General features: G+C 42.7%; 12 protein-coding genes and 1 tRNA gene. 1 reads left to right on the forward strand and 12 read right to left on the reverse strand.

The window, feature by feature from the left end; translation table 11 throughout:
* Positions 1-106 precede the first annotated feature (106 nt).
* The gene (locus E0H82_RS07910; RefSeq protein WP_131264128.1) at positions 107-592 is read left to right on the forward strand and encodes a DUF4442 domain-containing protein; all 486 of its coding nucleotides are present in this window, start codon (positions 107-109) and stop codon (positions 590-592) included.
* A 61-nt stretch (positions 593-653) separates the two neighbouring features.
* Here the strand turns inward: E0H82_RS07910 and E0H82_RS07915 are convergent, their stop codons facing one another.
* The 12 genes from E0H82_RS07915 to E0H82_RS07970 all read right to left on the reverse strand — a co-directional run.
* A complete protein-coding gene (locus E0H82_RS07915; RefSeq protein WP_131264129.1) occupies positions 654-1,013 on the reverse strand; it encodes a DNA transfer protein p32 in 360 nt (119 codons plus the stop codon).
* A gap of 137 nt (positions 1,014-1,150) precedes the next feature.
* A complete protein-coding gene (locus E0H82_RS07920; RefSeq protein ID WP_131264130.1) occupies positions 1,151-1,690 on the reverse strand; it encodes a hypothetical protein in 540 nt (179 codons plus the stop codon).
* A gap of 144 nt (positions 1,691-1,834) precedes the next feature.
* On the reverse strand, positions 1,835-6,034 hold the full coding sequence (rpoC, locus tag E0H82_RS07925; RefSeq protein ID WP_116758811.1) for a DNA-directed RNA polymerase subunit beta': 4,200 nt from the start codon (positions 6,032-6,034) through the stop codon (positions 1,835-1,837).
* A gap of 156 nt (positions 6,035-6,190) precedes the next feature.
* On the reverse strand, positions 6,191-10,279 hold the full coding sequence (gene rpoB, locus E0H82_RS07930; protein ID WP_131264131.1) for a DNA-directed RNA polymerase subunit beta: 4,089 nt from the start codon (positions 10,277-10,279) through the stop codon (positions 6,191-6,193).
* Positions 10,280-10,585: 306 nt separating this feature from the next.
* Positions 10,586-10,951, reverse strand: coding sequence for a 50S ribosomal protein L7/L12 (gene rplL, locus E0H82_RS07935; RefSeq protein ID WP_116758813.1), 366 nt, complete (start codon positions 10,949-10,951; stop codon positions 10,586-10,588).
* Between the two features lie 48 nt (positions 10,952-10,999).
* Positions 11,000-11,506, reverse strand: coding sequence for a 50S ribosomal protein L10 (rplJ, locus tag E0H82_RS07940; protein ID WP_131264132.1), 507 nt, complete (start codon positions 11,504-11,506; stop codon positions 11,000-11,002).
* 299 nt (positions 11,507-11,805) lie between these two features.
* The gene (gene rplA, locus E0H82_RS07945) at positions 11,806-12,501 is read right to left on the reverse strand and encodes a 50S ribosomal protein L1 (RefSeq protein WP_100242784.1); all 696 of its coding nucleotides are present in this window, start codon (positions 12,499-12,501) and stop codon (positions 11,806-11,808) included.
* Between the two features lie 3 nt (positions 12,502-12,504).
* The gene (rplK, locus tag E0H82_RS07950; RefSeq protein ID WP_004637639.1) at positions 12,505-12,933 is read right to left on the reverse strand and encodes a 50S ribosomal protein L11; all 429 of its coding nucleotides are present in this window, start codon (positions 12,931-12,933) and stop codon (positions 12,505-12,507) included.
* A 116-nt stretch (positions 12,934-13,049) separates the two neighbouring features.
* A complete protein-coding gene (gene nusG, locus E0H82_RS07955; RefSeq protein ID WP_116758815.1) occupies positions 13,050-13,583 on the reverse strand; it encodes a transcription termination/antitermination protein NusG in 534 nt (177 codons plus the stop codon).
* A 7-nt stretch (positions 13,584-13,590) separates the two neighbouring features.
* Positions 13,591-14,031, reverse strand: coding sequence for a preprotein translocase subunit SecE (secE, locus tag E0H82_RS07960; protein ID WP_131264133.1), 441 nt, complete (start codon positions 14,029-14,031; stop codon positions 13,591-13,593).
* Positions 14,032-14,106: 75 nt separating this feature from the next.
* Positions 14,107-14,182, reverse strand: a tRNA-Trp gene (locus tag E0H82_RS07965).
* Positions 14,183-14,231: 49 nt separating this feature from the next.
* A partial coding sequence (locus E0H82_RS07970; RefSeq protein ID WP_265937192.1) for an EF-Tu/IF-2/RF-3 family GTPase occupies positions 14,232-14,675 on the reverse strand: 444 nt, incomplete at its 5' end.

The following is a 14,675-nucleotide window of genomic DNA, read 5'->3' on the forward strand; positions in this document are numbered from 1 at the left end:
TTTTATCGTAATTTTTCTATAATCAGACGAGCTACCGTCACTTCATTTGCTTTTTTTGGGTGTCAGGTTAAGATGAAATCAGACTTTAAGAAAAATATTTTGCATCATGAGTATTCTCAAAAGATTACAAAGCGTTCCAGCCATCACTAAATTTATTTTGAATCGTTACGCTCCTTACCGGGGTGCTGGGATTCAGGTTGAGAAGATTGATTTCCCGAACTACCATATTCGGGTCAAAATGCCACTCACTCGCAAGAACCAAAATATTGTTGGGGTACATTTTGGTGGCAGCCTCTATTCAATGGTTGATCCATTCTACATGCTGTTGCTGATGCATCACCTTGGCTCAAAATACATCGTCTGGGACAAAGCTGCCAAGATTCAGTTTTTATCCCCTGGACGCGGCACAGTCTATGCGGATATTCGAATTGATTCAGCCGAAATTAAACATATTAAAACTTTGGCAGAAGACTATTCAGCAGTGAATCGTATTTATCAGTTAAGTATTTATGATGAAACTGGAGTTCGGATTGCTGAAGTAGAAAAAACCATCTACATTCGCCGTAAAAAACCCAAATCCGATTTAAAATAAAAAAGGTGCTTTATTCAGCACCTTTTCAATTCTTAAAACCTCAAATGAAATCAAACAGAGATCATCGATTATTATTTTCTATTGCTGCACCTGCACCGCCACCAATCGCACCACCAATTGCAGCGCCGGTGTCGCCACCAAATACAGATTTACCAATAATTGCACCCACACCAGCGCCTATACCGCTATAAGTTGCATTTTTGGTCGAACCACTTTGTGCTTTACTCCCCACAGCAGCACCAGCACCAGCACCTACGGCTGCACCTGTACTTCCACCCACACGGCTACCAACTCCGCCACCTACAGCACCACCTAAAGCGGCTGCACCCACACGCTGCTCAGATGCAGACATATTGCTACATCCCGTGAATAAAAATGCGGAAACCGTCGCAACAATTGCTAAATTCATTAATTTATTCATGAGAGTATCTCCTTTTCCCATTACCTTTATGCCTACCTTACGAAAGCATTAAGGAGTGAAGATGAAGTTTTATAAAAAAATCCCCGTAAAATTACGAGAATTTTGTAACCTCAAAAACTGAAAAAGCTGATCTCCTGCTACTCATTTTTAATCACCACTACATCTTTAGTGGTTTTGCCATCATTTTGAATCACGGCATGGGTTGCACTTTTACTATGCTCATGATTTTGAATCTGATTAATTTTCAAATTCTTCTGAACAGGCTCTTGCCCTTTTTTAAACTCAACTCCAGAAGCATCTAGCTGCTTAGCTTCAGCAACCACTTCCCCATCTCTCATCACTTTTGAATCTACTTCAATTTTAGAAGTTGGAACAATTACACTGCCCTGTTGTACAACGGGTGTTCTCATTTTCTCATCGGAAAATTCAGCCTTGTCATCTACAATGACCACATCACGTGCAACAACATCCTTACCCTTATTCGTCACTTCAAAAATAGTGGCATTCACAGTACGTACTGGCTCTCTACCTGGTAAAGTCCGAATAACTTGTGTTTTTACAATAGGAACTACAGCTTTATCTTCAATCACAATTGTGTTGGGCATTGGTGCTGCAAATGATGAACTCGCTGCCATCACCCCAAACACACTTAAAAATATTTTTTTGTTAAAATTCATGCTATTACACCTTGTTCTTAATTATAGATTTACGTTTAATCATAGAGCTTTAAGCATTTTATTATGTGATTTTTTTTAGTTGTTCTGCTTCAAAATGTAAAAAAGCCACCCGAAGGTGGCTTTTCATCAGGGTTTAAAGGCTAATTAAAGACCATTAAACTCATCGCTAAATGCTTGGCTCAGTGCTTGGTCAACATCAGAGAAGTCATTGTGAAGCTCAAGCTCTGCAGCTTCAGATTCTTGACGACGACGCTCTAAGTGATATGCCAAACCTGTACCAGCAGGAATCAAACGACCTACAACTACATTCTCTTTCAAACCACGTAAATCATCTTCTTTACCTGTTACAGCAGCTTCAGTTAACACACGTGTTGTTTCCTGGAACGATGCAGCAGAGATGAACGAGTCAGTAGAAAGCGACGCTTTGGTAATACCCATCAACTGGCGTTCAAACTTCGCAGGGAACTTATTCTGTGCAAGCACAGCTTGGTTTTCACCCATAACACGGATGTAATCCACTTGTTCGCCTTTGATGAAGCTAGTATCACCACCATCAGTGATATCAACTTTACGCAACATTTGACGTACGATAACTTCAATGTGCTTATCGTTGATTTTTACACCTTGCAGACGGTATACGTCTTGAACTTCGTTCACGATGTAGTTGGTCAACGCAACTTCACCTTTCAAGCGTAAGATGTCATGTGGGTTTTGCGGACCGTCAGAAACAGTCTCACCACGGTTCACATGTTCACCTTCGAACACGTTCATGGTACGCCATTTTGGAATTAGTTCTTCGTAGATCTCAGAACCATCATCTGGTGTAATCACTAAACGGTTCTTACCTTTAGTCTCTTTACCAAAGCTTACAACACCTGAAATTTCAGCAAGAATTGCATGCTCTTTCGGTTTACGTGCTTCGAACAAGTCAGCTACACGTGGTAGACCACCGGTAATGTCACGCGTACGTGAAGTTTCTTGAGGTACACGACCAATAACGTCACCCACACCAATTGTTTCGCCATCACGGACAGAAAGAATGGTGTTTTGTGGTAGGAAGTAGAACTGTTCACCACCATCCGTCGTATCAAGAACAACCGCTGGACGTAAATCTTTACCAGAAGCAGGACGTGCTGTTACAGGCAAGATTTCAACAGTCGTCATACCTGTTGCATCATCAGTCTTAGAAGTTGCTGTTACACCGTCAGCGATTTGGCTGAAACGGATTTTACCTGCAACTTCTGTTACTAATGGATGTGTATGTGGATCCCAAGTCGCCACGATACCACCTGCTTCTACAGCTTCACCATCTTTCAACAAGATTGACGCACCGTATGGCAGTTTATAACGCTCACGCTCACGACCTAAGTCATCTGCGATACCAATTTCACCTGAACGTGAAACAGAAACCAAGTGACCTTTAGCATGTTGTACAGTTTTCACGTTGTGGAAACGTACAGTACCTTTGTTACGTACTTGTACACTGTTTGCTGCAGAAGTTCGGCTCGCTGCACCACCCACGTGGAAGGTACGCATGGTTAACTGTGTACCTGGCTCACCAATTGATTGAGCAGCCATTACACCGACTGATTCACCTGGGTTCACCAAGTGACCACGCGCCAAGTCACGACCATAACATTTCGCACACACGCCAAATGTAGATTCACAGTTTACAACTGAACGGACTTTAACTTCATCAACACCCGCTTCTTCAAGGAAGTTTGCAAGTTTTTCGTCAATTAAAGTGTTACGTGGCAAGATAACGTCGTCAGAACCCGCTTTCTTCACGTCTTCTGCAACCACACGACCCAATACTCGAGTACCTAAGTTCTCGATCACGTCACCGCCCTGAATGAACGGAGTCATCACAAGACCGCCCAAAGTACCACAATCAGGCTCAGTAATAACTAAATCTTGTGCTACGTCTACCAGACGACGGGTTAAGTAACCAGAGTTCGCCGTTTTCAATGCTGTATCGGCCAAACCTTTACGCGCACCGTGCGTCGAAATAAAGTACTGAAGTACCGTTAAGCCTTCACGGAAGTTCGCCTTAATTGGCGTTTCAATGATCGAGCCATCTGGTTTTGCCATCAAACCACGCATACCTGCTAACTGACGAATCTGAGCTGCCGAACCACGGGCACCTGAGTCAGACATCATGTAGATACTGTTGAATGATTTTTGCTTCTCATCTTCACCCTGTTTATTTTTCACAGTGGTGTAAGATAAGTTGTCCATCATCGCTTTCGCAACTTGGTCATTGGTACGTGCCCAGATATCGACAACTTTGTTATAACGCTCGCCCGCAGTTACAAAGCCTTGTTCGAACTGTTGTTCAATTTCACGAACTTCAGTTTCTGCTTTGTCAATAATCACTTGCTTAGTCGGCGGAATAACCATGTCTTCCATACCTACCGATACGCCTGAACGTGTCGCTTGACGGAAACCAAGGTACATCAATTGGTCAGCAAAGATAACAGTATCTTTTAGACCCAATTTACGGTAGCAAGAGTTGATTAACTTCGAGATGTTTTTCTTGGTCATCTCAACGTTAATTTGTTGGAAATCCATACCTTCAGGAACAACTTCCCAAAGTAAGCAACGACCTGGTGTTGTATCTACAACGATGGTTTGCTGCTCACGATTACCATTTTCATCAATGACAGTTTGATGTACACGTGCTTTAACGCGAGCGTGCAATGCAACCTGACCTGTCGCCAATGCACGGTTAACTTCATGCGTGTCCGCAAACACCATGCCTTCACCTTTGGCATTGATTGCATCACGCGTGATGTAATACAAGCCCAATACAACGTCCTGAGACGGAACGATGATTGGTTCACCGTTTGCAGGTGACAAGATGTTGTTGGTTGACATCATTAACGCACGCGCTTCTAATTGAGCTTCGAGTGTTAATGGTACGTGTACCGCCATTTGGTCACCGTCGAAGTCGGCGTTAAACGCAGCACAAACGAGCGGGTGTAAACGGATTGCCTTACCTTCGATTAGGATCGGTTCAAATGCTTGAAGACCCAAACGGTGAAGTGTCGGTGCACGGTTCAACATAACTGGATGTTGACGAATAACCGATGCAAGAACGTCCCAAACTTCTGGAGTCTCGCGCTCAACCATTTTCTTCGCAGCTTTAATGGTTGTTGCCTGACCTGACGCTTGTAATTTCGCGAAAATAAACGGCTTGAACAATTCAAGTGCCATTTTCTTCGGAAGACCACATTGGTGCAAACGTAAGTTAGGACCTACAGTAATTACCGAACGACCCGAGTAGTCAACACGCTTACCAAGTAAGTTTTGACGGAAACGACCTTGTTTACCTTTGATCATGTCTGCCAAAGATTTCAATGGACGTTTGTTCGAACCAGTAATTGCACGACCACGACGACCATTATCAAGCAATGCATCTACAGACTCTTGTAACATACGTTTTTCGTTACGTACGATAATGTCTGGTGCAGCAAGATCAAGAAGACGCTTCAAACGGTTGTTACGGTTAATGACACGACGGTAAAGATCGTTCAAGTCAGAAGTCGCGAAACGACCACCTTCAAGTGGAACCAACGGACGAAGATCTGGTGGAAGTACAGGAAGTACGTTCATCACCATCCATTCTGGCTTGTTGTTCGACTCTTTGAATGCTTCCATCAACTTCAAGCGCTTAGACGCTTTCTTCAACTTCGTTTCAGAAGTTGTTTGTGGAATCTCTTCACGAAGACGAGAAATCTCAGCTTCAAGATCGATATCTTTCAGCAAGTCTTGAACCGCTTCAGCACCCATTTTTGCAGTGAATTCATCACCGTGTTCTTCTAACGCATTGAAGTATTCTTCATCGTTAAGAAGTTGGTATTTCTCAAATGGAGTCATACCTGGGTCAGTTACTACATAAGATTCGAAATACAATACACGTTCGATATCACGTAGAGTCATATCAAGAAGCAAACCGATACGGCTTGGTAATGATTTCAAGAACCAGATGTGTGCAACTGGAGAAGCCAATTCGATGTGACCCATACGCTCACGACGAACTTTCGCAGTTGTTACTTCAACGCCACATTTTTCACAAATGACGCCTTTGTATTTCATACGCTTGTATTTACCACACAAGCATTCGTAATCTTTGACTGGACCAAAGATTTTGGCACAGAATAAACCATCACGTTCTGGCTTGAACGTACGATAGTTAATTGTCTCTGGCTTTTTCACTTCACCGTGAGACCATGACTTAATCATTTCTGGTGACGCAAGACCAATACGGATGCGATCAAACTCAACTGGAGCATGACCGTCTGAGTCCGTCTTTTTGCGCATGATATCGAGCAAGTCTTTCAATTTTTTTCTCCGTGTGTCGAGGAGATTTTCACTTCTCGACTGGGTCACAAATATTGTTTTTTCACTGAATAGGGAATCTCAAAAAATCCCCCTTAGTTCCCCTTTACTAAGAGGAACTTCTTCCCTCTTTCTTAAAGAGAGATTGGGGGAGATTTCTTAGTCACCATTTTTCAGTTCAATGTTGATACCTAAAGAACGGATCTCTTTGGTCAATACGTTGAACGATTCAGGCATACCTGGGTCCATATAATGGTTACCATCTACAATGTTCTTATAGATACGAGTACGACCTTCAACGTCATCCGACTTCACAGTGAGCATTTCTTGAAGTGTATAAGCTGCGCCATAAGCTTCAAGTGCCCAGACCTCCATCTCACCGAAACGCTGACCACCAAACTGAGCTTTACCACCCAATGGCTGTTGCGTTACTAATGAGTAAGAACCAGTAGAACGTGCATGCATCTTGTCGTCAACCAAGTGGTTCAACTTAAGCATGTACATATAACCTACAGTTACAGGACGGTCGAAACGTTCACCTGTACGTCCATCATATAATACGGTTTGACCCGAGCGTGGAATTTCAGCCAACTCTAGCAACTCTTTGATTTGAGCTTCTTCAGCACCATCAAACACAGGTGTTGCTAAAGGAACACCAGCGCGTAAATTACCCGCCAGGATTAGAATCTCATCATCAGTTAAGCTGTCTAAATCTTCTTGCTGACCGCCCACTTTGTTGTAGATCTTGTCTAGGAAAATACGTAGCTCAGCAATTTCGCGCTGTTGTTTGAGCATCTTATCAATTTGCTCACCCAAACCTTTCGCAGCCATACCCAAGTGAGTTTCAAGAATCTGACCCACGTTCATACGTGATGGTACACCCAACGGGTTCAATACGATATCGACTGGAACACCATTGGCATCATGCGGCATGTCTTCAACTGGCAAGATGTTAGAAACAACACCTTTGTTACCGTGACGACCCGCCATCTTATCACCAGGCTGGATACGACGTTTAACTGCAAGGTAAACCTTCACAACTTTCAATACACCAGTTGTAAGTTCGTCACCTGTAGAAAGTTTGCGTTTTTTCTCAGCAAATTTCTCGTCAATTTCGAAGCTCTTCTCTTTCAAGAATACTTGAATTTGCGTTAAACGCTCAGCAATCGCTTCATCGCTTGGCTGGATTTCAAGTAAATCAACCAACTCTAAACCAGACAACATATCTTCAGACAGTTTGTCGCCACGCTTTGTACCGCCACCGCCATTCGATTCTTGACCTGTCAACAAGCGAACAACACGTTCACGTGCAGCTTCTTCGAAAATTTTGTATTCTTCTTTCAAGTCTTTACGGTAAGCATCTAATTGAGCTTTTTCAATTGCTTGTGCACGTTCATCTTTTTCAAGACCGTCACGTGTAAACACTTGAACGTCAATCACTGTACCTTTGGTGCCAGATGGAACACGTAAAGAAGAGTCTTTCACGTCAGCCGCTTTTTCACCAAAAATTGCGCGAAGCAGTTTTTCTTCTGGTGTTAATTGCGTTTCACCTTTAGGCGTTACTTTACCAACTAGAATGTCACCCGCAGCAACTTCAGCACCGATATATACGATACCTGATTCATCTAGCTTAGACAGTGCAGCTTCACCCACATTCGGGATATCCGCCGTAATTTCTTCAGCACCCAATTTGGTATCACGTGCAACACACGATAATTCTTGGATATGAATCGACGTTAAGCGATCTTCTTGAAGTACACGCTCAGAAAGTAAGATCGAGTCTTCATAGTTATAACCGTTCCATGTCATGAACGCGACGCGCATGTTTTGACCTAGCGCAAGTTCACCACCATCAGTCGATGGACCGTCAGCCAATACATCACCACGAGCAACTTTGTCACCCATGCGAACAACAACGTTTTGGTTGATACATGTATTTTGGTTAGAACGGGTATATTTGATGAGGTTGTAGATATCTACGCCCGCTTCACCCGCAATCATTTCTTCTTCGTTTACACGAATCACGATACGAGAAGCATCCACGTATTCAATCGCACCACCACGGTTTGCGATAACACACACACCTGAGTCACGCGCTACGTTTGCTTCCATACCAGTACCAACAAGCGGCTTGTCAGCCAATAATGTTGGAACAGCCTGACGCTGCATGTTCGAACCCATTAATGCACGGTTCGCATCATCGTGTTCAAGGAATGGAATCAGTGATGCAGCAACAGAAACAACCTGCTGAGCAGATACGTCCATATGCGTCACTTTTTCAGGCGGCATACGTACGAAATCACCTTGGTGACGTACAGAAACAAATTCTTCAGTCAAATGATTCTCTGCATCAACTGCAGAGTCGGCTTGTGCAATGACTGTGCCTACTTCTTCAATCGCAGATAAGTATTCAACTTCATCCGTTACACGGCCATCAACAACTTTACGGTATGGAGTTTCCAAGAAACCGAAGTTATTACATTTTGCATAAACAGATAGCGAGTTGATCAAACCAATGTTTGGACCTTCAGGCGTTTCAATCGGACATACACGACCATAGTGAGTTTGATGTACGTCACGTACTTCAAAGCCCGCACGTTCACGTGTTAAACCACCAGGGCCAAGCGCCGATACACGACGTTTGTGCGTAATCTCAGATAATGGGTTGTTTTGGTCCATAAACTGAGATAATTGGCTTGAACCAAAGAATTCTTTGATTGCCGCTGCAACTGGTTTCGCATTGATTAAATCTTGCGGAGACAAATTGTCTGCTTCTGCTTGGCTTAAACGCTCTTTTACAGCACGTTCAACACGAACCAAACCAACACGGAATTGGTTTTCTGTCATTTCACCAACAGAACGAACACGACGGTTACCCAAGTGATCGATATCATCGACTTCACCTTTACCGTTACGAATTTCAACCAATGTTTTTAATACATCAGTGATATCGCTGTTCGAAAGAATACCTTCAACTTCACGTGACTTCTGGTCAGTTCCCACTTCGTAAGGACGACCCAAACGACGGTTAAACTTCATACGACCTACTGGCGATAAATCATAACGCTCAGAAGAGAAGAACAAGTTATTGAATAGATTTTCAGCTGCTTCTTTTGTCGGTGGCTCGCCTGGACGCATTACTTTGTAGATTTCAACAAGCGCTTCTTCACGACCTGTTGTTGTATCTGCACGTAAAGAATCTGCAATGAATGAACCACGGTCAATGTCATTCGTGAACAGCATATTGAACTGTTTCACGCCGCCTTCAGCCAATTTCACCATAATTTCATGGCTTAATAAGGTGTTCGCAGCAATGACGTCGCCATCACGTAAAGTAATATCTTCAGCAGTGATACGCTCATATAAGTATTCGTCTGGAACAGAAAGCTTACTTAAACCTGAAGCTTCCATTTGACGTACATGACGCGCATTAATACGTTTACCTTGTTCAACAATCACTTTACCTTCATTATCGGTAATGTCGAATTGTGCCATTTCGCCACGCAGACGTTCTGGAACAAGGTCAATCTGGTAGCTACCCATATCTAAATAGACAGGTACTTTCTCGTAGAATAAGTCTAGAATTTGTTCGTTGCTATAACCCAATGCACGAAGTACCACAGTCGCAAGCAATTTACGACGACGGTCAATACGAACATAGACTAAATCTTTCGCATCAAATTCAAAATCTAACCATGAACCACGGTAAGGAATAATACGTGCTGAATAAAGCACTTTACCGCTTGAGTGAGTTTTACCCTTATCATGATCAAAGAACACGCCAGGTGAACGATGTAACTGAGATACGATTACACGCTCAGTACCATTAATAACGAATGTCCCGTTATCCGTCATGAGTGGCATTTCACCCATGTACACTTCTTGCTCACGCACGTCTTTGATTGATTTCGTTTCACGATCTTTGATGATCAAACGAATTTTTACACGCATTGGTGCCGCATAAGTTGAGCCACGAAGAATACATTCGCGAACATCAAACTCCGGCTTACCAAGGCTATACTCAACAAATTCTAGAGCAGCATTGCCAGAATAACTTTCTATAGGAAAAACTGAACGAAATGCGGCTTGGAGACCGATATCTTCGCGGTTTTTTGGTGATTTGCCATCTTGCAAGAACGTTCTGTACGAGTCGACTTGAATCGCGAGCAAGTACGGAGCATCCATAACACTAGGCAATTTACCAAAATTCTTACGGATCCGTTTCTTTTCGGTATATGAGTATGCCATCTGGAGTCCTCGGAAAGTAAACTAAACCCGCCTGCAGAACGGGTTTAGAAGGAATTACGCAGGCCGATATGGCCACCACTGTTCACAAATGCTGCAATTTTTAGTGGTATTAAAACGCTTAACAATATTTTTTGAATGGAAAAATATTGGTAAGCGTTTAAAATTTGTCTTTATTGTTTAAATTTGATGGTTTTTAAACCAATCAAATTGAAGTCGAGCCGATTATTGTAACGCAAAAAGGCTGATGACCCAAGAGCCATCAGCCAATTTTTGGGGGTGAAATTAATATCCCTCCCCCTGGTAACATTACTTAATAGTAATAGTAGCACCAGTTTCTTCAAGTTTTTTCTTAAGTTCTTCAGCTTCTTCTTTAGAAACTGCTTCTTTAAGAACTGAAGGAGCACCTTCAACTAAATCTTTAGCTTCTTTCAAGCCAAGACCAGTGATTTCACGAACTGCTTTAATTACCGCTACTTTGTTCGCGCCGAAAGAAGTCAACTCAACGTTGAATTCTGATTGCTCTTCAACAGCAGCAGCAGCAGGACCAGCAGCTACAGCTACAGCAGCAGCAGATACGTTGAATTTTTCTTCAAAAGCAGAAATAAGTTCTACAAGTTCAAGAACAGTTTTTTCAGCAACTGCGTTTAGGATTTCTTCGTTTGTTAAAGCCATGAGATTAATTCCAAATGGGTATTGAATGATGTGTGTTTAAGTTTGAGCTTATGCAGCCTCTGACTCGTTTTTCTCTTGAAGCGCTGTAAGTAAGCGACCCAATTTCGAAATAGGAGCCTGAAGAACGCTTGCAAGCATAGTAAGCGCTTTCTCTTGGTTTGGAAGATTCGCGATAACGCTAACTTCTGCGCCTTGATAAAGTTTGCCTTCAAATGCAGCAGCTTTAAGTTCAAATGCTTTGTTAGTTTTCGCAAATTCTTCGAATAAGCGTGCCGCAGCACCCATATCATCTGCAGAAGTTGAGAAAGCTAAAATTGTTGGGCCAACAAGGTTGTCATTCAAGATACTGAAAGGAGTATCTTGAAGAGCGCGTTTAGCCAAAGTATTACGTACAACACGTGTAGCAACACCTAACTTACGAGCTTCAACACGAAGAGCAGTTAATTGCTCAACAGTTAAACCTTGGTAGTCAGCAACAACAGCAGCAAACGCAGTAGAAGCAACTTCAGTTACTTCAGCAACGATCTGTTTTTTGCCTTCGATAAGAAGAGCCATTGTAAAACCTCCTAACGGTGATTTATGTACTTACGCGAAGTACACTCCCAATTCGTAAGTTCATCACTGAACTTACACGCGGAGGATGAACAAATCACACCACCGCGTCTACTCAGGCTGGAAAATTAAGAAAGTAATCGAAATCACTCTCGCCTGAGGTCTTTGACGCTGATAAATTAAATTTATCAATTCAAAGTTTGCCTAAGTTTGCAAGTTCACCAAAACTGGTTTTCTTACCCAAAACTCAAAGCAGAGCTTTGAGTTTTACTCAGGGCTTTAAAATTCTGTCTAAGTAAAACTTAGTTAGAAACGTTGTTTACATCAACAACAAGACCAGGACCCATAGTTGAGCTCAAAGTGATCTTTTTGATGTATACACCTTTAGAAGTTGCAGGCTTTAACTTTTTCAAGTCTGCAATCAAAGTTTCAACGTTTTGACGAACAGCTTCAGCAGAGAAGTCTACTTGACCGATCGCAGCGTGGATAATACCCGCTTTGTCTACACGGTAACGTGCTTGACCAGCTTTAGCATTTTTAACTGCACCAGCAACATCTGGAGTTACAGTTCCCACTTTCGGGTTTGGCATCAAACCACGTGGACCAAGGATCGTACCTAACTTACCTACAACGCGCATTGCATCTGGAGCAGCAATGACTACGTCAAAGTCAAGGTTACCTTGTTGAATGCTTTCCGCCAAGTCATCAAAACCAACGATGTCCGCGCCTTCAGCTTTAGCAGCTTCAGCAGCAGCGCCTTGAGCAAACACAGCAACACGTACAGTTTTACCAGTACCTGCAGGAAGTGTAGTCGCGCCACGAACAACTTGGTCAGATTTACGAGGGTCAACACCTAGGTTTACCGCAACATCCAAAGATTCTTTGAATTTCGCAGCAGGAAGACCAGCAAGAACAGCTACTGCTTCTTCTAAAGTGTAAACTTTGTTTGCTTCAATAGCAGCAGCAATGGCTTTTTGACGTTTAGTTAACTTTGCCATGTCTTATAGCTCCACTTCCAAGCCCATAGAACGTGCAGAACCAGCGATGGTACGAACACGTGCGTCTAAATCAGCACCAGTTAAATCTGGTTCTTTAGTAGTCGCGATTTCTTCCAATTGAGCACGAGTCAACTTACCAACTTTAGTTTTGTTAGGTACAGATGAACCCTTTTGGATACCAGCAGCTTTCTTAAGAAGAATAGATGCAGGAGGAGTTTTCATGATGAATGTGAACGACTTATCGTTGTACACAGTAATCACGACTGGAATTGGCAAACCAACTTCAAGTTTTTGTGTTGCAGCATTGAATTCTTTACAGAATGCCATGATGTTAACACCACGTTGACCTAATGCAGGACCAATCGGTGGAGATGGATTCGCTTTACCAGCTGGAACTTGCAGCTTGATATAGCCGTCAATCTTCTTAGCCATTTCAAATTACCTCTGGGTACAAACGCCTTTTACAGCTCCCCAATATTTTATGTGGTGAGAACCACCACAACAACAATGCCCGATTGAATAAATCGGGCGTTTTTAACCAATCTTGATTAAATTGTTTTTTCGACTTGGCGAAATTCCAATTCAACTTGCGTTGGTCGATTAAATACATTAATCGTCAACGTTAAACGTGACTTCTCGTATAGAACCTCTTCCACCACGCCTTTAAAGTCGGTGAATGGACCGTCAATTACGAGTAATTCTTCACCTGGTTCAAACATCGTCTTAGGACGAGGTGCTTCACCAGTATTACGTACACGAGCAAGAATTGCGTCTGCTTCTTTTTGCGTAATTGGTGCAGGCTTTTCCGCCGTACCGCCAATGAAACCTAAAACTTTAGGACATTCTTTAACAATGTGCCAAGTCTCATCATTCATTTCCATTTCAACTAACACATAGCCAGGAAAGAATTTACGCTCAGACTTACGCTTCTTACCATCCTTCATTTCTACCACTTCTTCGGTAGGAACAAGAACTTCACCAAAGCTATCGGCTACAGCGCTACGCTGGATTCGATCATTAAGTGAACGCATCACTTGTTTTTCATAACCTGAGTAGGCATGAATAATGTACCAACGTTTCATAGCTCTCTTACCCGATAATAAACTTCATAAACCAGCCTAAAATATAATCAAAACACCACAATACTAAGGATGCAATAATTACAACTGCAAGAACTTGCCACGAAGTGGTCACCGTTTCTTGCTTGGTTGGCCATGTGACACGACGCAATTCAATGCGCGCATCTTTTAGCAAACGAACAAAGCCTTTGCCTTGATGGGTGGCGTATATTAAACCTAAAGCCACAATGATACAAGACAAAATTACACCAACACGCACCCAAACATTATTTGCTGGTGCCCAATATGCTGGCAAATGCTGATTCACCATGGTTGCACCAATAATTAAAATTAATGCAATAATCCATAACACAACATCTAATGGTGAGCCAGAATTAACAACTTCAGCAGAATTATTTCTTTGAGGGATTGGCGCGTCGCTTAATGCGTCACGCGATTTATCATTCGACATTTTTTTACTCGTCGTAGAATTCGCGATTTATTATATGACTAGTTTAGCCAGCATCAAGCTCTTTTACTAAAAAAGTGGCAGGCCAGGAGGGACTCGAACCCCCAACATTCGGTTTTGGAGACCGACGCTCTACCAATTGAACTACTAGCCTGCAGTGTAAGTCGAGAATCGAAATTCTCGACTTAAAACTTGTGTACCTATTATGCAGTTACTTTCGCAACAACACCAGCACCAACTGTACGACCACCTTCACGGATCGCAAAACGTAGACCTGGGTCCATTGCGATTGGGTGGATTAATTCTACTGACATTTCAACGTTGTCACCAGGCATTACCATTTCAACGCCGTCTTGTAATTGGATTGCACCAGTTACGTCAGTCGTACGGAAATAGAATTGTGGACGGTAACCATTAAGGAATGGAGTATGACGACCACCTTCTTCTTTAGAAAGTACGTATACTTCTGCGTCGAATTTAGTATGCGGCTTGATTGTACCTGGTTTAGCAAGTACTTGACCACGTTGTACGTCTTCACGCTTAGTACCACGAAGAAGAACACCACAGTTCTCGCCCGCACGGCCTTCGTCAAGAAGTTTACGGAACATTTCAACGCCAGTAACTGTCGTTGTTTGAGTATCACGGAT

The organism is Acinetobacter sp. ANC 4910 (assembly GCF_004331035.1).
GTDB lineage: Bacteria > Pseudomonadota > Gammaproteobacteria > Pseudomonadales > Moraxellaceae > Acinetobacter.

Coding starts and splice junctions, on each gene's coding strand:
- E0H82_RS07910 (WP_131264128.1), top strand. CDS start 107: ATGAGTATTCTCAAAAGATTACAAAGCGTTCCAGCCATCACTAAATTT.
- E0H82_RS07915 (WP_131264129.1), bottom strand. CDS start 1,013: ATGAATAAATTAATGAATTTAGCAATTGTTGCGACGGTTTCCGCATTT.
- E0H82_RS07920 (WP_131264130.1), bottom strand. CDS start 1,690: ATGAATTTTAACAAAAAAATATTTTTAAGTGTGTTTGGGGTGATGGCA.
- rpoB (WP_131264131.1), bottom strand. CDS start 10,279: ATGGCATACTCATATACCGAAAAGAAACGGATCCGTAAGAATTTTGGT.
- rplL (WP_116758813.1), bottom strand. CDS start 10,951: ATGGCTTTAACAAACGAAGAAATCCTAAACGCAGTTGCTGAAAAAACT.
- rplJ (WP_131264132.1), bottom strand. CDS start 11,506: ATGGCTCTTCTTATCGAAGGCAAAAAACAGATCGTTGCTGAAGTAACT.
- rplA (WP_100242784.1), bottom strand. CDS start 12,501: ATGGCAAAGTTAACTAAACGTCAAAAAGCCATTGCTGCTGCTATTGAA.
- rplK (WP_004637639.1), bottom strand. CDS start 12,933: ATGGCTAAGAAGATTGACGGCTATATCAAGCTGCAAGTTCCAGCTGGT.
- nusG (WP_116758815.1), bottom strand. CDS start 13,583: ATGAAACGTTGGTACATTATTCATGCCTACTCAGGTTATGAAAAACAA.
- secE (WP_131264133.1), bottom strand. CDS start 14,031: ATGTCGAATGATAAATCGCGTGACGCATTAAGCGACGCGCCAATCCCT.